At 40.5% G+C, this 19734-nt stretch carries 18 protein-coding genes; 9 read left to right on the top strand and 9 right to left on the bottom strand.

Going from position 1 to position 19734, the window contains the following annotated elements; translation table 11 throughout:
• Window positions 1-156 precede the first annotated feature (156 nt).
• A complete protein-coding gene (locus FNZ24_RS17155) occupies window positions 157-1224 on the top strand; it encodes an SO2930 family diheme c-type cytochrome (protein ID WP_153916058.1) in 1068 nt (355 codons plus the stop codon).
• A gap of 13 nt (window positions 1225-1237) precedes the next feature.
• Here the strand turns inward: FNZ24_RS17155 and FNZ24_RS17150 are convergent, their stop codons facing one another.
• The 3 genes from FNZ24_RS17150 to FNZ24_RS17140 form a co-directional block, all read right to left on the bottom strand.
• Window positions 1238-2287, bottom strand: a complete 1050-nt coding sequence (locus FNZ24_RS17150; RefSeq protein WP_153916057.1) for an AraC family transcriptional regulator — start codon at window positions 2285-2287, stop codon at window positions 1238-1240.
• Between the two features lie 16 nt (window positions 2288-2303).
• Complete coding sequence (gene sohB, locus FNZ24_RS17145; protein ID WP_153916056.1) at window positions 2304-3317, bottom strand: protease SohB; 1014 nt, start codon at window positions 3315-3317, stop codon at window positions 2304-2306.
• A gap of 119 nt (window positions 3318-3436) precedes the next feature.
• A complete protein-coding gene (locus tag FNZ24_RS17140) occupies window positions 3437-5944 on the bottom strand; it encodes a VolA/Pla-1 family phospholipase (protein ID WP_153916055.1) in 2508 nt (835 codons plus the stop codon).
• Between the two features lie 259 nt (window positions 5945-6203).
• On the opposite strand from FNZ24_RS17140, the gene FNZ24_RS17135 reads away from it, so the two are divergent.
• Window positions 6204-6941, top strand: coding sequence for a YciK family oxidoreductase (locus tag FNZ24_RS17135; RefSeq protein WP_153916054.1), 738 nt, complete (start codon window positions 6204-6206; stop codon window positions 6939-6941).
• Between the two features lie 195 nt (window positions 6942-7136).
• Here the strand turns inward: FNZ24_RS17135 and FNZ24_RS17130 are convergent, their stop codons facing one another.
• The 6 genes from FNZ24_RS17130 to pspA form a co-directional block, all read right to left on the bottom strand.
• The gene (locus tag FNZ24_RS17130; protein ID WP_228768529.1) at window positions 7137-7478 is read right to left on the bottom strand and encodes a ComEA family DNA-binding protein; all 342 of its coding nucleotides are present in this window, start codon (window positions 7476-7478) and stop codon (window positions 7137-7139) included.
• Between the two features lie 150 nt (window positions 7479-7628).
• Window positions 7629-8735 (bottom strand): TIGR01620 family protein, encoded by a 1107-nt coding sequence (locus FNZ24_RS17125; RefSeq protein WP_153916053.1) that lies wholly within the window; start codon window positions 8733-8735, stop codon window positions 7629-7631.
• Complete coding sequence (locus FNZ24_RS17120; RefSeq protein ID WP_153916052.1) at window positions 8735-10177, bottom strand: YcjX family protein; 1443 nt, start codon at window positions 10175-10177, stop codon at window positions 8735-8737. Before FNZ24_RS17120 ends, FNZ24_RS17125 begins: the two co-directional genes overlap by 1 nt.
• Before the next feature lie 195 nt (window positions 10178-10372).
• The gene (pspC, locus tag FNZ24_RS17115) at window positions 10373-10768 is read right to left on the bottom strand and encodes an envelope stress response membrane protein PspC (RefSeq protein WP_153916051.1); all 396 of its coding nucleotides are present in this window, start codon (window positions 10766-10768) and stop codon (window positions 10373-10375) included.
• Entirely contained in the window at window positions 10755-10994 is a 240-nt protein-coding gene (pspB, locus tag FNZ24_RS17110) for an envelope stress response membrane protein PspB (RefSeq protein WP_153916050.1), read from the bottom strand. Before pspB ends, pspC begins: the two co-directional genes overlap by 14 nt.
• A 20-nt stretch (window positions 10995-11014) precedes the next feature.
• Window positions 11015-11710, bottom strand: a complete 696-nt coding sequence (pspA, locus tag FNZ24_RS17105; RefSeq protein ID WP_153916049.1) for a phage shock protein PspA — start codon at window positions 11708-11710, stop codon at window positions 11015-11017.
• A 178-nt stretch (window positions 11711-11888) separates the two neighbouring features.
• On the opposite strand from pspA, the gene pspF reads away from it, so the two are divergent.
• The 7 genes from pspF to fabV all read left to right on the top strand — a co-directional run bounded on the left by pspF (window position 11889) and on the right by fabV (window position 19678).
• On the top strand, window positions 11889-12983 hold the full coding sequence (gene pspF / locus FNZ24_RS17100; protein ID WP_153916048.1) for a phage shock protein operon transcriptional activator: 1095 nt from the start codon (window positions 11889-11891) through the stop codon (window positions 12981-12983).
• 73 nt (window positions 12984-13056) lie between these two features.
• The gene (locus tag FNZ24_RS17095) at window positions 13057-14685 is read left to right on the top strand and encodes an ABC transporter substrate-binding protein (RefSeq protein WP_153916047.1); all 1629 of its coding nucleotides are present in this window, start codon (window positions 13057-13059) and stop codon (window positions 14683-14685) included.
• Window positions 14685-15713 carry an ABC transporter permease gene (locus tag FNZ24_RS17090; RefSeq protein ID WP_153916046.1) on the top strand — a complete coding sequence of 343 codons (1029 nt, stop codon included), beginning with the start codon at window positions 14685-14687 and terminating at the stop codon, window positions 15711-15713. The genes FNZ24_RS17095 and FNZ24_RS17090 overlap by 1 nt, the downstream gene beginning before the upstream one ends.
• Window positions 15703-16593 (top strand): ABC transporter permease subunit, encoded by an 891-nt coding sequence (locus FNZ24_RS17085; RefSeq protein WP_153916045.1) that lies wholly within the window; start codon window positions 15703-15705, stop codon window positions 16591-16593. The genes FNZ24_RS17090 and FNZ24_RS17085 overlap by 11 nt, the downstream gene beginning before the upstream one ends.
• Before the next feature lie 3 nt (window positions 16594-16596).
• Window positions 16597-17604 (top strand): oligopeptide/dipeptide ABC transporter ATP-binding protein, encoded by a 1008-nt coding sequence (locus tag FNZ24_RS17080; protein WP_153916044.1) that lies wholly within the window; start codon window positions 16597-16599, stop codon window positions 17602-17604.
• Complete coding sequence (locus tag FNZ24_RS17075) at window positions 17585-18370, top strand: ATP-binding cassette domain-containing protein (protein WP_153916043.1); 786 nt, start codon at window positions 17585-17587, stop codon at window positions 18368-18370. Before FNZ24_RS17080 ends, FNZ24_RS17075 begins: the two co-directional genes overlap by 20 nt.
• Before the next feature lie 105 nt (window positions 18371-18475).
• Window positions 18476-19678 (top strand): enoyl-ACP reductase FabV, encoded by a 1203-nt coding sequence (fabV, locus tag FNZ24_RS17070; RefSeq protein ID WP_153916042.1) that lies wholly within the window; start codon window positions 18476-18478, stop codon window positions 19676-19678.
• Window positions 19679-19734: the final 56 nt, after the last annotated feature.

Here is a 19734-nt window from a genome sequence, read left to right as displayed (position 1 = left end):
TAATACATTAGAAATGCCGTTTAAAGACAACGACAACTTGCCTGATCCTGTAGTAGGTTGGTCGCCAGCTCGTTGTGAATATTTAGGTGAAGCATCGTTAGTTGCTATGCTTGCCGTTGTTGATAATTTAGCAAAGTAGGCAAGTTATGGCGTTAATTGAATGTCCTTCATGTCAAAAGCGTATTTCGAGTAAAGCGAAAGAATGCTCTCATTGCCGAGCAAAAACTGACGGTGATCCCTAATTTAAGCGATTATAGTCTTTTTGTAGAGCCGACTAAGCCAACTGAAGCTCCAAGAGCCCCAGGAATTAATTATCAATTGTCTACTGAGTTATTTTCTAACTACGCAAGTAAATACCGATTTGTATTCTTGCCTGAAAACCAGCAAATGAAGTTCATGCCGCAACAAGTTTTTCAACTCCCTGTTGGCAGTGTATTAGTCAAAAGCTTTGCCTTACCGTTTGATACTCAATCAACAGGCGAAAACAATGAAAAGTTGATTGAAACCCGGTTGATGATCCATCGTGAAGCTGGCTGGACAGCGTTAACTTACCAATGGCAACAAGATAATGCAGAACTCATCATTGCTGGCGCTGATGTGACTCACACATTAAATAATCAAGGTGAGTCAATGACATTCGATTACCATATTCCTAGCAAAGTCGAATGTAAAATATGTCATCAAATTAACGAAAATGATATTAGTCGCATCAACCCTATCGGATTAAAGGCGCATTTACTCAACCTAGATATTCCACGAGAAAATGCTAATCCAGTTAATCAGCTAAACCTATGGTCCAACCTTGCAATTTTGGCCGATTTACCAGATTTAGATACAGTAGATAAAAGTTTTAGTTTAATAAATGAGGCTGCGGACTTGACCAATCGAGCTAAGGGATATTTAGATATCAACTGCGCACACTGTCATAATGAACAAGGGTTTGCGAGTATTTCAGGGCTGAGATTAAGCTACCATATTGACCATACAAGCTTTAAATATGGTGTCTGTAAACAACCACCAGGTTGGGATGGTGGCCCTAATGGTTTAGCTTACGACATCGTCCCTGGTAATGCTGAGCAGTCAATATTGCACTATAGGCAAGTGTTATCAGCGCCAAAGGACAAAATGCCACCTATAGGCCGTGAGATAGTACATTCGGAAGGAACAGAGTTAGTTAAACGATGGATAGATAACATGTCGGCAAATATCGGCACGTGCCAATAAATTTAATCGAAAACTAAAAAGAGGTTTGCTCTGGCATTGGGTTAGTTTGTTGATTTAGTCTTAAAAAATGACCTGGCGGATAACCTAACCAATGTTTGAAGCTCTGTCTGAAATGGCTTACATCACCATAACCAAGGGTTTCCGCAATATCCTCAATAGATAGTTGATCTGCTAAAATTAAATTAATCGCTGCTTGGCAGCGGACTTGGTCGACTAACTTTTGATAAGTTGTACCTGCTGCAGATAACTTACGCCGTAAACTACGGTCGCTCATATGCAAAGTCTGTGCAAACTGGTCTAATTTTGCAGGTGTTGGCATCCCGTCTCGAATTCCATTTAGCACTCTATCAATAAGTGAAATACTCTCTGGCTGCATTTTTTTAGGATTAATAGGATCAAATTGGTAAGCAAGTTGGTTATTTAACACACCAAGATTAATTCCCCATTCAAAAAAGTCACAGTCAAATACCATAGTCGCGCTGGTTTCTGAGCTTAAAAATGGTGTATTACATTTAGGGGAAGCAAAATGAATTTCATCAATAAAGACTGGATTATCGACTAACTGTCTTGCTGCGCCGAGTAAGGCACAAACACTGTGCTGAAATTGAAATGCAAATTTATCAGCTGATACTTTGCCAGTATTTAGCCAACGAACCCACAGCATGTCATCTTCAATCCGAACTAAGGTATCTGCAAAGCTACCTGCTAGATCTGGATTTTGAATAACAAACTTAAGGCATTCACCTAGAGTGGTAAATTGGTCGAAAAAAGGCAATAGAACATCGAGGGATTCAACTTGATAACTGGCACCCAAGCGGGCGCCAACTTCTTTATCAGGGCTCAATAGTCTTAATTGTTCCATTGCGAACTCAACTTGCCATACATAAACAAACTGCATGGCTTCAAGCTCTAATGGGCCTAGCCCTATTTTTTGATAGATATCGGCAGCAACAGTTTCACCTAAGTGAATTTCAATAAAATTGAGCAAATTGCGTAATTCAAAAGCAGGGTAACATTGATCCCCTACCATCATATTCGCTTTATAACCCGACTCTTGCTGCATTTATATCCTTATTTTGTTATTTAACTGCGTTTTCACGCTCCATTAAACGATTCAAAACGCCATCAACTGACATAGAAGCACCATGAGCAATTTTGTCAGCTAGTTTCTTCTTCATTTGATACTTAATTTTTATCACTTGATGCTCTTTAGCAAGACCTAAAATAACATCATCACTGGTTGAAATAGCATCGACCAAACCAAGTTCAATGGCTTGTTGACCGTACCAATGTTCACCTGTAGCCACTTTAGCAATGTCCATATCAGGGCGATATTTACTGACGAACTCTTTAAATAGAACATGAGTTTCTTCAAGTTCTTCTTGAAACTTCTCACGACCTTCATCAGTATTTTCACCAAACACAGTTAAGGTACGTTTGAAGTCACCCGCTGTATGCTGTTCATAATCAATATCGTGTTTTTTCAGTAAACGACTAAAGTTAGGTAACTGCGCTACAACGCCAATTGAGCCAACAATAGCAAAAGGCGCTGCATACACTTTATCTGCCACACAAGCCATCATATAACCGCCACTTGCTGCCACCTTATCGATACAAATAGTCAAAGGTATTTTGGCTTGTTTTAATCTGTCTAATTGGCTTGAGGCTAGTCCATAACCATGAACCATACCACCGCCACTCTCGACATTAACCAACACCTGATCATCTTTATCAGCTACGGTTAAAATCGCAGTAATCTCTTCTCTTAACGAGGCGACTTCACCAGCATCAATACTGCCTTTAAAGTCGATAACAAATACTTTTGAAGGTGATGTTTCTTCTTTGTCAGCGGCTTTATCATCAGCTTTTAGCTTCTTTTCATAAGCCTTAAATTGCTTTTTAGATAACAACTCTTCTTTTAGCTCTTTTTCAAGTTGCTTAAGCTCGTCGGTAACATCAGTAAGCTTTAGCTCACCCTTCTCGGCCTTTTGTTTCATGCTGCTAGCTAGCACAACAATCACTACCGCAAGAATTGCGACGACAATAGTGACAGCCTTAGCTAGAAACATGCCGTACTCAGATAAAAACTCCAAAATACACTCCGTAATAATTCGTTAATTGCTGTTATCTTAGCAGGAAGTTAAAGCTTGTAGACAATAAAAAACCCAGCAACTGCTGGGTTTTTAAGCAAAATACAAATTAACTTGACTAATTAGCTACAAGGAACAAGTACTTCATCATTATCAACAAGGATTGTTGCTGCCCCTAAGCCAGCAGATTTAGCAAATGCTGCGACTTGTGATTGCATTTCTACCGTCGCTTGAGCTGCCATACCGTCAGTTACACCATCGATTTCGTCAGCGCTAACTAACGAGCTGTGATGGCCTTTGGCAAATCGAACCGCACCAGAACCCGCGTTATTAGAGCTAACACAACCTAAACCTAAACCTGCAATTAATGGCTCAGTTCCAGATAATGGGAAACCTTCAACCATATTAGGCAATACTTGATCAGGTAGGTTACCCGCGCCATCACCCGCTACTTCTATTAAGTGAATAGGTAGTTGGGTGTCAGCTAACATTGCAGCGTGGTTTAATGGATCCGCTGAATCTACCGCTGTTTGTACCGCGAAGGCAAATGTTGGGATAAATGCAGCATAAACTGATTCTACTAACGCAGCATACTCAGGCGTTCCAGGTTCATAACCTGCTTCGTTTGCTTCATCAACTAAAGCCATAAAGTCATCTGTTGCTGTCACAGTTTCAAATAACACTGGACCAAAAGTCGCAGAACCAGCAAATGAACCCGCTAAACCACCTGAAGGAGCCACTAACGATGCGGCATTAATACCGTATACATTTGGTAATTCCGTTCCAGTCGTTGGGTCAACTAAACCAGTCGAAGCGTAAGTTGATAGTGTCGTACCAACAATGCCACCTAAACTTAAACCTTGTGCACTGATTTTACTAATATCAAATACTTGTTGACCACCAGCCTCAGCAATTTGTCCATACATACCTGTAAGTAACAAACGAAGTGCTAAATGATCCATCGTTGCTTGACGGAAATTATCTCTAACCGTTAGCGTACTTGCTACGTTTACAAATACTAATGGGTTACCATTTTTAAAAGCATCAGGCTCGCCAATCACAGCACCATATGAAGGATCAGATGCTGAAATAATATATGAACCCGTTCCGTCATCACCGTATGAACGTGCGCCATGTAGAGGCATATCAATAGCAATTGTCGCAATACCTAAAGCGGCATAAGAACCAGCATAAGCTAATGCCATTTCTTTACCGCCACCTAAACCATGTAGTGCGATATTTGTAGGCCAACCATTTGATGGAGGTGTAAAGGTTAAACCTTGCGATGCTTGAAAAGCCGCAACTTTAGCAGCATTTGGCAGTGCAATTAATACTGGTAAAGTTTCAGTACCCATTGGTTTAGGTATAGGATTAAACTTAGTCAAATGTTTTGTAGGATCAGCAGCTGTTCCATCATCTAACATCCAAGTTTTACCCGCCATTAATGTAGGGTTTTGTAATGCTGCAGCAGGATCTACACCTTGAGCAACAGCTTGCGAACTAAAGTTAGCAACGCTCATGGTGCCTGATTCTAGTGCTAACAGTACCGATACCGGACTATCACCTAGGGCAAACCAGCGACCATTTGGTGCTGTTGGCGCCCCATCAATAATTGGGATATCACACTGTGTAGATGAACAGTCACCGTAATAAGGTACCTCGATCACAGCTGTGTATACATCAGCTAAATCTGATACTACATATGCTGCTCCATCTTCAGGAGTTAAACCTGCAGCTTGAGCGACTGTCACTACGCCACCAAAACCGTTATCCATTGGCATCGGAGTCTGAACAAAAGAAGGGGTATATCCTGGAGTTGAAGCCATCAAGAGTTTTGTTGTTTCATACACATCAGCAACAGACTGAGTGGTAAATAAACCAGAATAAGAAACGGTTTCAGCATCAACACCATGTGCCGCTGCTAATCCTTTCTCATAACTGTTAACTAAACCTTGTAATAAAAGCTGGTCATCAGTTGCTAAAGGCTGAGTTTCAATATCTAGCTTTAGTAAAGTGTATGTACTTGATGGTTCAACAGCTCTTCCTGCAGAGTCTTGAACAAGACTTGTCGTTGCATAAATATATGACTGATTCGGCTTCAATGCTTTTAGTGGAACAATAGCAATGGTATTACCTGAAGCCTGTGCGATGAAATCAACCCCAAATTGAAGTTCTTCGCCAATCTTACACGCTGAGAGTATTAACTCATCAGTACATTCAGGATCAGTAGATAACGACCCGCCGACTGTAGCTTCAAACAAGCGCACAGCACCTGCTTGGAAAACTGATGCGGCATCTAATGTTAGCATTTCACCAGAGTTGTCTACGGCAAGATCCACAGTAATAGAGATTGGAGAAGTCGTTGACCACCCATCTAATGCACCTAATGCTAAAGTTGGGTCAACATAATCGACACCGTCTTCACCAGGTATAGCTAGCGTTCCATCAAGTGTTCCGTTAAATAAAAGGTCATTTGGTAATGGCACATCACCTGCAGTAGGGTCAAATACCACTTGAGAGAATGGAATGAGCGGCTCGACTGATTCTTTCGCTTCATTAGTACTATCTTCACTACAGCCGCTAAGCCCAAGAGCAGATGCAATAGCAACACCCAATATGAGTCTTTTCATCTTTTTTCCCCAAATCTTGTTGTAATAATTTTAATTTCCCCAAAAATTGGTCACAATAGCGTAAACGCATGACCATAAGGACATATTTTTGTCCTTAACTCATCTCAAGTTAACGTAAAACTATTGAGTTAGCTACATATTTGTTACATGCAAAAGTACTACACGTTAACATTTATCAGTCATTTGTTTAAAACGATCGTTTATCTTTTGTTCGAATCTAGATTTGACGTGCTTTTGCAGCCGAAGGAAAAATTGAACCATGTTGGAATATCAAGCTAAAAAAGATTTACTAAAAAATAAAACTATTCTTGTTACTGGCGCAGGTGCTGGCATCGGTCGTGTTGCTGCAATTAATTTTGCAAAACATGGTGCTACAGTAATTTTACTAGGTAAAACAGTCAAGAAATTAGAAGCCGTTTACGATGAGATAGAACAAGCAGGTTATGTAAAACCAGCCATTGTTCCACTTGATTTAAAAGGTGCAACAGAGCAAAACTATAAAGACATGGCTGATACCATTGCTGAACAGTTTGGCCATTTAGATGGTGTTTTACATAATGCCAGCTTATTAGGCGCTTTAGGGCCATTCGAGCACATTGATTTAGAGTCACTGGAAGATGTGATGAAAATTAACGTAACGGCTCAAGTTATTTTGACCAAAGCACTATTACCTATTATGCGCACCGCGCCGTCAGCATCTTTAATTTTCACCTCAAGCAGTGTTGGTAGACAAGGGCGTGCTTATTGGGGACCTTACGCCTTCTCAAAATTTGCCACAGAAGGCATGATGCAAGTATTAGCTCATGAATGCGAAGGTACCAGCGTGCGTGTTAATAGCATTAACCCTGGCGCGACTCGCACAGAAATGCGCGCTAAAGCCTATCCTGGTGAAGATCCTGCGACAATAAAAACGGCTGAAGAAATTATGCCTACTTACCTTTACCTTATGGGTGATGACGCGATTGAAGTTAACGGCCAACAGCTAAATGCCCAATAGCTTCATTAAGTCACAATGAATAGGCAAAAATAAACAATAATAAAAAAGGAGCCACTGGCTCCTTTTTGTTTTTATACCACTACAGGTTTCACTCACTTCTTATATAAACGATTTATACATAAGTGACGATTGCTTGAATTGAATCAGCATTAGTTTCTATTACATTCGCTCCTACGGCATTAGCAGCTTGCAAAATTAAAAACTAATTTGTTTGGCATTTTGCTCTATCAACTTATCCCCTACTCCCGAAACTTGACTTAGCTGATTAAGACTGGTGAATTTCCCATGTTTTGTTCGATAATCCACAATCGCTTTGGCTTTAGATTCTCCAATACCTTTTAACTGTTGTAATTCAGTTGTACTGGCTTTGTTGATATTGACTTTAGCCAGTTTAGTATCTTTAGCCGAAGTGGACTGCATCTGAGCTTGAGGCTGTTTTGAATCTATTGCTCCAACTTCTTTAGCTTGAATCGATTGAGTAAATACTGATGATAAAGCGCAGGCGCATACAACGCCCATTAGAAATGGATGTTTCATTGTTAACTCCTTAAGTCCTATTTAAAACCGATCGGCTTCCCTATTCCTTGATCGGCTGCTTAAGCTATTCCCTTCATAAAAAATTTAACAGAAAATAGCCGTCATAAAACTGTAGTCAATAACGCAAATAGTTCAAATTTTAATCTGAAATTATTCCTTCTCTGTATCAGTGTTTTTTTCAGTAGCCTGTTTTTCTTTGCTTTTTTTCAGCATAGACGCTGAAAAAGATTTCAACTCAGTTAATAACTGCTGATGAATTTGCCCAAGTTTAGGGCGATTATCTTTTTTAAAGCTTAACGGGCGGCACAGTCCCATCGCTTGGTAACCTAATCTTGCTGTGAGCAAACCACCACCTAGCCCTTGTGCTAATCTTGCCGATAATTTGCCTGTCATTTCGACAGATAATAACTGAGTACCTAAATCAGCGACAACTTCAGTTGTTCCCGCATAAACAATATTCACAATAATGCTTTTTATCAGTCTTATTCGGCTCCAGTAACCTAATTCAATACCATAAATATCTGCAATGGCATTAATCATTCCCTGGTTACGCCACAAAATAATCGCCATATCTAATACTGCCAACGGACTTGCCGCCAGTAATAATGCTGACTCACCAGCATATCGGCTAACGATTTGTTTGGCTTTCTCATCACGCTCGCTCAACACTAAATCGTCAAATAGCAACACCATTTCAGCATCATTATGCTCGCTACTGTTAATCGAAATAAACTGCTGCTTCCCCTTACTTGCTGGATAATGCTGTATCAATTGGCCAATAAACTTTTCCGCCTCACCGCGTTGCATACTTTGCGACAACCGCTCGCCTGTAACTTGAGTATCGACAACGTGTTTAAGCTTAGCGAGTTTTCGCCACTCTGAAACCGTCATTGAGGAGACCCATGCCACAACGATTGCCGTCACTGAGGCATAAAAGCCAAATAACCCAGGACTTTGTAAAAAAGCGTTATACAAACCAGAAAACGTTTGTACAATCACCGCTAAAATAATCCCAACACATGAGAACTTAGCCATTTTAGACCAACCTTTAGGCGATGTAGTGGCTTCGATAACCTCAATGTCTTCTGTTATTTCTGCTAACGCAGTTTCACAAATGAACTCGACTTCAGCATAAGATTGCCCAGCCTTAACTTGAGGCTCATCTACGGTTTCAGACTCAAACACTTGCTGTTTTTTTAGTTCAGTCTGATGTCTTGGATGCTGTGATTGGCTGCTATTCATATTTGATTGGTTCATTACTGTAATTTATCCCCGAGTAAAAACTGCAGTAAATGGTCTAGCCGGATATGGTCAAAGTGAGGATCCGAACTTGCTGACGGAGGTATTTTGGGCGGGTTAAACGATACAAAATTAAAGCCCTGTTTTTGCCAAAAGTCATTTTCTGGTAGCGTTTGCGGTACTTCCCCCGGAAAAATTGTCAACATATTATGATTTTCATCTATACCTCTTACCACTTCTTGCTCGCCCGATGAGGTGTTAACCATGCCATGCTGGGTTGCTTTGATGGCACTGATGGCCATAGTCTCCACTTCGCAACCTTCATAATTAGCAAAATGTTGACTGTGTTTGAGCATATCAGTCAGCAAGCTTAAAACATGACTTTGTTGATCCCGTGTGACTCGATCAACTTTACTTGCAGCGAACAATAATTTATCAATTTTAGGTGAGAATAAACGCCTCAATAAACTTGATTGACCAAAATGAAAACTTTCCACAATACTATTTAACGCATTCCCCATATCCTCGAATTGAGCTTTACCATTATTCAAACCATTAAAGCAGTCCACCAGCACTAACTGACGGTCAAAACTCGCAAAGTAATCACGATAAAATGGTTTAACCACAACAGAGACATACTCTTGATAGCGTTTTTTTAATACTTGGTAGTAACTGTCTTCCGCTGTTGCTTCAAGTTCGGCAAGTTGCTCTAAAGATAGATTGACTAAAGGGAAAAACGCGAGCAACGGCGTGTCAGCAAATTCGCCTGGTAATAACATTCTGCCTGGTTGAGCAAGATAAAAACCTTCGGTATTGACTAAGTCAATTAATAAAGCCTGGTATAGATCTGCAACTTGTTTAAGTTTGTGCTCATCTGCGGTTTCAGAGAATTTGATTTCATTTATCGCTGATTCAAAAGCGGGATAACAAGCTGAATGTTTTAGCCTGTTTTTCACTGATATCTGCCCAGTAACCCATTCTGAATAACTTTGCTTTAGCATAGGCAAATCAAGTAACCATTCACCTGGGTAATCAACAATATCAACATATAAAGTGGCAGTGTCTGAAATTTTAGCTAAGATGCCTTTTCTTGGACGATATTTAATCGCTAAACGAAGTTCAGAAATATTCCTTGTCGAAGCAGGCCAAGTCGCCGGCGATGACGTTAACGCATTCATTCCACCCTGATAGTCAAAACTCGCGATAGCTAAATCTGGCTGCATCGCTCGTTTAATACCAATAAGACGATTCTCTCTCGACACTTGCCAAAGTGGTAACGGGTTATGTTTGACATTACTTCCAGCATGAAGCATTTGATTCACAAGCCCTGTGATAAAAGCAGTTTTACCAGCGCCAGATAGACCCGTCACTGCTAAACGGACATGTCTGTCTGTGCTTCGATGTACTAATTGACTCGTTTTTTTGGAAATTTTACTCATTGAACGATCAAAAAAACTCATAATTTATCTCAAGTCGGTGTAAAACAGGGATTGGTCACTAAGATTTAGGCTAACAATTCTCATTCATATCGAGATTAATTTAGCACTTTGCTGACTATAACATCTAGGCAAGAAAGGAAAATTCAAGGGCGGTGTACCGCCCATTGGATTTCTGATAGCTCAATGTAGAGCTAAGTTAAAGCAGGTGGCGCAATTTTATAGGTTATTAATTTCATGTTTTAAATCAAAGTTATCTGAAGTTACATGACGTTCTAAACGTTGCAATCTAATTTCAAGCGCGTAGAACTGGCTATTAACATCGTGAAGAGCACGTTTTGCAGGCTCACCAGCTTGCCATACCTTTTTCTTCACTTCGATATCTTTATGATTTTGTTTAGCACTCTCCTCTACTGTATTGCTATCCAAAATTAACCATAAAGCGATATAGATGATTAAAATGGGCCCAGAACCGCCAACTAAAAAGATTGATACCGCAATAACACGTACTAACCATGTTTCAAAATTAAAGTAGTCGGCAATCCCTGCACATACTCCTGAAATTTTACCCGACTGGGGGATACGGTATAATGTACGACCGTTAGCTTTGCTCATGTTTCCCCCTCCATTCAGGTGCTTCCGTGTCTAAAATAGCTTCCAACGTTTCAATGCGTTGTCCCATTTTATCCGCTTGGGCGATCAATTCGTTCAATTGTGAAAACTCTGCCTCAGTGAGCCCCTGGCTCACTTGTCGCTTACTGCGATAATGAAGAACCAACCAGATAGGCGCCACAATCACTAGAAAAATAATAATTGGGGCAATAAGAAGATCCATATCCATAACTCACCTCTGAAAAAATTTTACTTGTTTGTTTTAGTTTGCGTTTTTGGTGCTGATTTCGCTTTCACTTTCGCTTTTAATGCTTCTAGCTCTTCATTGACTGAGTCTTCAGCTTCTAATGCTGCGAACTCATCAGCAAGGTTACCTTTTTTGCCTAGGTCATAAGCTTCAACTTGAGACTCTAAACCTTCAACACGGCGTTCGTAGTTTTCGAACTTCACCATTGCATCATCAATTTTGCTTGAATCTAACTGCTTTTTCACTTCTAAACGTGAAGTTGCAGTTTGTTTGCGCATGATAATTGTTTTTTGACGAGCGCGTGCATCATTAAGCTTTTCTTGAAGCTGTTCTACTTCTTGCTTAAGACGTGCAATATGCTCTTCAACAACTTGTAGTTCCATTTCAAGTGTTTCTAAAATGGTCACTGTTTTTTGTTTTTCGACTAGAGCCGCTTTTGCTAAGTCTTCCCTATCTTTCGATAAAGCCAATTCAGCTTTTGCCTGCCAATCGATAACTTGTTCTTGTACTCGGCTAATACGACGCAGTAGTTCTTTCTTTTCTGCTAACACTTTCGCAGAGGTTGAACGTACTTCTACTAACGTATCTTCCATTTCCTGAATAATCAGACGAACCATTTTTTCTGGATCTTCTGCTTTATCTAATAAAGCACTGATGTTCGAATTAATGATATCTGCAAAGCGTGAGAAGATTCCCATAATGTGTCCCTCAAATATTTTGTTAAAGTCGAATATTACTATTCACATGCCGTGCCAACTTTGCATAAGCTTTAATTTTCAACAAGTTAACCAAATTATTAACTTTTTCTTTATTTTAAAGCGCTAGCCAACTATTATGATTTTCACCACTTGTTAGCGTAATAGACTAAAAATTACAGTGACTAGACAATTTGAGCAAGACAATCTTATCGGACAATCCAATGCTTTATTAGAAGTATTGGAACATGTTTCTAAAGTTGCCCCACTTTCTAAGCCAGTTTTAATCATTGGTGAACGTGGTACAGGTAAAGAACTTATCGCAGAACGGTTACATTTTCTATCTGCACGTTGGGATCAAGAGTTTATTAAACTTAATTGTTCCTCTTTAAGTGAGTCTTTACTTGAAAGTGAACTATTTGGCCATGAGTCTGGTGCGTTTACTGGCGCGAAAGGAAAACATGAGGGTCGTTTTGAGCGAGCTGATGACGGCACATTATTTTTAGATGAACTTGCTAACACTTCAGGATTAATTCAAGAAAAGCTTCTACGTGTTATTGAATATGGCGAATTTGAACGTGTTGGCGGCAGTAAAACAGTCCAAACCAATGTCAGATTGGTGTGTGCGGCTAATGAAGACTTACCTACTCTTGCTGAAAATGGCGAGTTTCGCGCCGATTTACTCGACCGACTAGCATTCGATGTCATTACATTACCGCCATTAAGATGTAGAACTGAAGATATCATGCCGCTGGCTGAATATTTTGCAGTCAGTATGGCAAGACAACTAAACTTAGATTTCTTTGGCGGCTTTAGTCCTGTAGCAACAGAGCAGTTAATGTCTCATCGCTGGCCTGGTAATATTCGTGAACTTAAAAACGTAGTGGAGCGAAGTGTTTACCGCCGTGGTTCTGATGGTGATGAAATTGACCATATTATCCTTGACCCATTTGCCTCACCTTATCGCCCAACAAGTCGAGTTAAAACCCGTGAAAGGCAGCAAATAGCTGACAATGTCAATTCAGAAGCTCCTGTTACTGCATCAGATACTGAGGCGAGTGATGAAAATCAGGTGGATCAGGCTATCCAATTAAATAACCAGTTTAGCTTCCCTATTAACTTTAAAGAGCACACTGAAAATTATGAGGTTGAGTTGCTTAAAAAAGCCTTGGCAGAAAGTCAGTATAATCAGAAGAAAACCGCTGAGTTACTTGGATTAAGTTATCACCAGTTGCGTGGCATATTGAAAAAGTACAACTTATTAGAGAAGGCTTAAGATGATATTTGCTCCTAAGTTATTAACACTGCTAAAATAGTCGTTTACAGCCTAAAAATTAAATGATGAAAAAATGCGTGTGAAAAGAGAACGCTGGAATCCCTTAGCATTACTCTGCTTACTATCTTTTTTAGTAACAGCTTGTGGTGAGTTAAATGTCCCATCAGGGATTGTTTATTGCTCTGAAGGTAACCCAGAAACATTTAATCCGCAATTAATCACTTCGGGCACCACCATCGATGCGAGCTCAAATCAGCTCTATAATCGACTAATTGATTACAACGATGACTCATCTGACTACACCGCATCTCTGGCTACTGACTGGAAAGTATCGGATGATGGCCTTCGCTATCATTTTACCTTGCGTCAAGGCGTACAATTTCAATATAACGCACTGTTCAGTCCATCACGCAGCTTCAACGCTGACGACGTCATTTTCTCTTTCGGGCGGATTATTGATGTAAATCACCCATATCATTTAGTCAGCCGTACTGGTTACCCATTCTTTCAGAGTATTGATTTTGCTAACTTAGTCACTCAAATTGAGAAAGTGAATGACTATGAAATTATTTTCCATCTTGCGCAGAAAGATGCTTCATTTTTATCTAATCTCGCAACCGATTTTGCCGTTATTCTATCGGCAGAATATGCGATGCAACAACTTGAAGCTGGTACGCCGGAAAATGTCGACTATTTTGCCATAGGTACAGGACCATTTTATTTAGCTGAATATGCTAAAAATGAATATATACGCTTCAAACGAAATCAGTACTATTGGGGTGAGCAAGCTAAAATTGATTTATTAGTTTTTGATATTACCCGTAAAAGCGAATCAAGACTGGCAAAAATCATCACCCGCGATTGCCAAGTTTCCGCACTGCCTAAAGCCAATGAACTGGCTGTGATTAAAAAACATAAGCACCTTGAATTGCGAACTAAGCCAGGTTTAAACGTCGCTTTTTGGGCATTCAATACTCAAAAGCCACCATTGGATGATGTCAATGTCCGCCACGCTTTAGCTCATGCTGTCGACAAACAGAACATTCTTAATGTGGTCTATCATGATACTGCTGTTGCCGCATCCGGCATGTTACCTCCCGCGTCTTGGGCTTACAGCGAAACCGAAGATGCTAATCAATATGATCCAGAAGAAGCGAAACGGCTGTTAAAAGAAGCTGGAGTGAGTAATCTTTCATTTGATATTTGGGCTATGCCTGTGGTCAGGATTTATAATCCCAATGCACTCAAAACTGCTGAGCTCATTCAAGCAGACTTAGCCAATATTGGCGTGACGGTGAATATTGTCAGCTACGACTGGAGTGTATTCACTCAAAAATTAATTTCCAGTGATTACGACTCGGTGCTGATTGGTTGGAATGCTGATAATACAGACCCAGATAACTTTTTTACCCCACTACTCAGTTGCAGTGCGTTAGAGTCTAACAATAATCGCTCTCGCTGGTGTTCGAATGAATTAGACACAGTATTGGCACAAGCGAAGGAAACCTTATCTAAATCGGAGCGTAAAGCCCTTTATAAACAGGCTGAGCAGATTATTCATGAGCAAGTGCCTTTAGTAAATATTGCTCATGCACAAAAGCTACTTTTGAAGAGTACGAGTGTCAGCACTAAAAATGTAAACCCTTATGGTGGAATGTCTTTCTCCAGTGTCGAGCTTATAAAAGAGGAGATTCAACCCTAATGTGGCGTTATCTGTTAAGACGAATAAACCTCTTTTTTGCGACGTCTTTAGTGATGATTGCAGTATTATTTTTCGCCACAGGCATGTTTCCTGTAGAAAAGGGTTATGCACTTTCGGGCGTTCAGTTTCCTACAGCAGAGCAGCAAGCCCAAACCGTCGAGGACTATAACTTAAATGGCAACCAGATTAGTCAATTCTTTGCTTATGTGGAGCAGCGATTATCTGGAAATTTTGGTATTTCAGTCAACTCTCAGCAAAGTGTGGCAGATGAGCTCAGTGCGGTATTACCAGCATCCTTCGAATTGTCATTATTTGCAGGTTGTATTGCGGTTTTTTTTGGCGTGCCTTTAGGGGTGCTTGCCTCTCTAAGCACCAGTAAACCAGTACAAAGAAGCATTCTAGCCATAACATTAACGGGTTATTCCATTCCAGTATTTTGGTTAGGGCTGACTTTAGCGCTATGGTTCGGGGTACAGCTTGAATGGTTACCGATTTCTGGTCAAATTAACCTATTATACGAAATAGAGCCCGTCACCCGTATTATGTTGATAGATACATTGTTATCTGAATCAAGTTACAGTATGTCGGCGTTTAAAGATGCTTTACTGCATATCATACTGCCTGCGGTCACCTTAGCCGTATTACCTTTTACTGTAGTTATTCGGATCACTCGCCAAGCTATGGTGACCGTCATGACACAAACCTATATTCGCGCCGCAGAGGCCAGAGGGTTAAGTACATACCGTATTCTAATCAGACATGCTCTGCCAAATGCGCTTATTCCAGTGTTAAAAGCATTCGGTTTGATGCTAGGCTCATTTGCAAGTTACGGCATTATTGTAGAAGTTATTTTTGCTTGGCCAGGAGTGGGCTCATGGCTAATTAACGGTATTTATCAACGGGACTACACAGTGATCCAAGCAGGAATATTATCTGTTTCTTTGTTGATCATTTTTTTAAGCATTGTCATTGAGTTATTGCATACCTCTATTAACCCAATTAATAGGAAAGAGTTGTATGCCAATTAAAAAACTCTACCAAGAAGAACAAATGGAATCGCCTTTGGGGCAACTATGGCATGCGTTTGCCAGTAACCCATTTGCCGTTGCGGGCCTATGGGCGGTGATATTTTTATTACTTTTAGTGGTTTTTGGCCCGCTACTGGCGCCTTTTCAACCTGAGATGCAAAATCCTGATGCGATTTTATTACCCCCATCTTGGGATCAAGCTGGTCATGTTTCCCACTTTTTAGGCACCGATGACTTAGGACGAGATTTATTTAGCCGTATTCTTCATGGAGTCAGACTGACTTTTGGTATGTCGCTAATTGTAGTGATATGCGCACTAGTGGTTGGCTTTATCATTGGTTCATTATCTGGAATGATGCGCGGATTAAAATCGAGTATTTTAGGTCACTTATTAGATGCTTTACTTTCTATCCCATCACTTCTATTAGCCATTTTAGTCGTCGCAGTCACGGGACCTGGGCTAACCAATGTGTTTTGGGCCGTAGGTATTGCGCTAACCCCACAATTTGTTCGTGCAATACATCAAGCCGTTCATGAAGAATTGCAAAAAGAATATGTTACCGCAGCTAAACTTGATGGCGCCAGCCAGGTGCAAATATTTTGGTATGTGATTATGCCAAATGTTTGGGATGTGGTGATTATTCAAACGACCATTGCTATTTCTGTAGCGATTTTGGACATTGCCGCACTTGGTTTCTTAAACCTTGGTGCACAAGCGCCAAGTTCAGAATGGGGCTCGATGATTTTCCAAGGGTTAAGTAGCCTGCTTATCGCCCCATGGACCATCACCATTCCAGGTCTTGCCATTTTATTTACAGTTTTATCCATCAATTTGGTGGGTGACGGATTACGCTCGGCGCTTGCGCCGATAAGAAACTAATCTATGCCATTACTCGATATTCGAAACTTGACCATTGAACTTGATACCCCTCAAGGCAAGGTAAAAGTGCTTGAGAAAGTCAGCTTGACCATTAACCCTGGTGAAGTGCATGGCTTAGTTGGTGAGTCTGGTTCTGGCCGCAGTCTACTTGCAAAAGCCGTTCTTGGAGTATTAGGTCCTAACTGGAATATCATTGCAGATCGTATGATGTGGGATGGTAAAAATCTCCTTGAAATGACATCTAAACAGCGCCGCAACTTGATGGGCACTGATATGACAATGATTTTTCAAGATCCTTCAGGCAGTTTAGATCCAGTTAAGACCATTGGTAGTCAACTGATTGAGTCATTAACACCCAATAAAGCAGTACCGTTTTGGCGGCGGGCTAAAGACACACGTTTAACAGCTCAAAAGTGGTTACATAAAGTCGGTATTAAACAATCTGAAGCCATTATGAAAAGCTACCCTTGGGAGTTATCTGAAGGTGAATGTCAAAAAGTGATGATTGCAATGGCTGTTGCCAATCACCCTAGATTGTTAATCGCAGATGAGCCGACAAACTCGATGGAGTTAAGCACACAAGCGCAAATTTTCAGGTTACTGTCGCAGTTAAACCAATTGCAAAATGTGTCTATCTTGCTGGTAAGCCACGAACTAGAAACCTTGGTGAAATGGTGTGATCGCATTAGCATTTTATACAGTGGTCAAATTATGGAATCAGGGCCTGTTAATGAGTTGCTCAATAACCCTTATCACCCCTATACCAAAGCATTATTTAAAAACTTACCTGAGCACACAGGTAAAATGCGTCATAAATCATATTTACCCTCCTTGCAAGGTTCTTCACCATCGTTACAACACTTGCCAGCAGGTTGTCGCCTAGGCCCACGCTGCCCCGATGCGCAAAGACAATGTGTAATTCAACCCAGTTTAGCCCATGAAAAAGACCGCTATTTTGCTTGCCACTTCCCATATAACAATGAGATAGAAGATGACAACGCCATTACTTAATGTCACAGAACTTAGTAAACGATACTTTACTGGTTATAAACGCTTTAAGGCGCAATATAATCAGGCGCTCTCCCCTGTTTCATTTGAACTTGAACGTGGCCAAACTTTAGCAATTGTCGGTCAGGTCAGCTCTGGGAAAAGCACCTTAGCCAGAATGTTAGTAGGTGCAGAACCTCGTACCACTGGGACGATTGAGTTTGAAGGTGAGGCATTGGAGGCGCGTAATTTAAAGCAGCGTTGCCGCCTAATACGAATGATTTTTCAAGATCCGAACACCTCGTTAAACCCAAGGTTAACGATTGGCGCTTTACTTGAAGAGCCATTACGCTTCAATACCGATATGACCAGCCAGGAACGCAAAGAGCAAGTAACGGATACTCTACGTAAGGTGGGGTTACTACCTGAACATTCAAGTTTTTACCCTCATATGATATCCGAAGGTCAAAAACAGCGTGTTGCGGTTGCGCGGGCATTAATGCTTAATCCCAAAATTATTATTGCTGATGAAGCGCTAGCCTCTTTAGATTTATCAGTACGTTCGCAAATTTTAAATCTGTTGCTCAAACTTCAAAAAGAAATGGGTTTATCTTATATCTTTGTGACTCACAACTTAAATGTGGTTAGACACTTTAGTGATAAAGTTATGGTGCTCAATAAAGGTGTCATGGTAGAAAAAAATACCACTGAAGAATTATTTGAAAACCCGCAACATGAATACACACGCAGACTCATTACAGAGCAAGTACTGCTCAAGGCAAAACGCTAAACTGCTCCAACCACTGCGTAATTTAGCTATTTTTATTAAAAATGAGTGCCATTTCGGCGGCTAACTATTTATCCTATGGCCATTGTTAAAGGAAGAAACGAAATTATGATTATTAAACCAAAAACACGTGGCTTTATTTGTACCACAACACACCCTATCGGCTGTGAAGCTAACGTAAAAGAGCAAATTGAATTAACCAAAGCGAAAGGCAAAATTGCAAACGGTCCTAAAAAGGTGCTTGTTGTCGGTTCTTCTAGTGGTTACGGCTTATCTTCGCGCATAGCGTCAGCTTTTGGTAGTGATGCTGCAACAATCGGTGTTTTCTTCGAAAAACCAAGTACTGAAACAAAACCTGGTACAGCAGGCTGGTATAACTCTGCTTATTTTGACAAGTTTGCTAAAGCTGAAGGCTTATATTCTAAAAGTATCAACTGTGATGCCTTTAGCCATGAAGCAAAACAAAAAGTTATTGAAATGATTAAGGAAGACCTTGGTCAAATCGATATGGTAGTTTACTCATTAGCCTCTCCTGTGCGTAAGCTGCCAGACACAGGTGAAGTGATCCGCTCAAGCCTTAAGCCTATTGGTGAAACATATACAGCAACAGCTGTAGACACCAATAAAAATACCATCATTGAAACCTCAGTTGAACCAGCTACAGAGCAAGAAATTGCCGATACAGTAACGGTTATGGGCGGCGAAGACTGGGAATTATGGATGAATGCGCTTAGCGAAGCTGGCGTATTAACAGACAACTGTAAGACCGTTGCTTACAGCTATATCGGTACTGAAATCACTTGGCCTATCTACTGGCATGGTGCACTAGGTAAAGCCAAGATGGACTTAGACCGTGCAGCACATGCGTTAAATACTAAGTTATCAGCCACTGGCGGCTCTGCAAATGTAGCAGTGCTTAAGAGTGTCGTCACTCAAGCAAGCTCTGCTATTCCAGTGATGCCACTTTATATCGCGATGGTATTTAAGAAAATGCGTGAAGAAGGTGTTCATGAAGGCTGTATGGACCAAATTTACCGCATGTTCAGTGAACGCTTGTTCCGTGAAGACGGTGCTGCGCCAGAAACGGATGCTGACAATCGCCTACGTTTAGATGATTGGGAATTACGTGAAGAAATTCAAAAGCATTGTCGTGAGCTTTGGGCTGATGTCACTACAGAAAATTTAACTGAACTAACTGATTATAATGAATATAAAGAAGAATTCTTGAAACTATTTGGTTTCGGAGTTGACGGTATTGATTATGATGCGGACGTTAATCCAAACGTGACTTTTGATGTTGTCAGCTTATAACTGTTAAATTTCGAAATAAGTAAAAACCAAGCCAAGTGCTTGGTTTTTTTATGTCT

The organism is Shewanella sp. TC10 (genome assembly GCF_009663145.1).
Lineage (GTDB): Bacteria > Pseudomonadota > Gammaproteobacteria > Enterobacterales > Shewanellaceae > Shewanella.
Note: the sequence above shows the minus strand (reverse complement) of the source record. Positions and strands in the feature narration are given on the sequence as shown.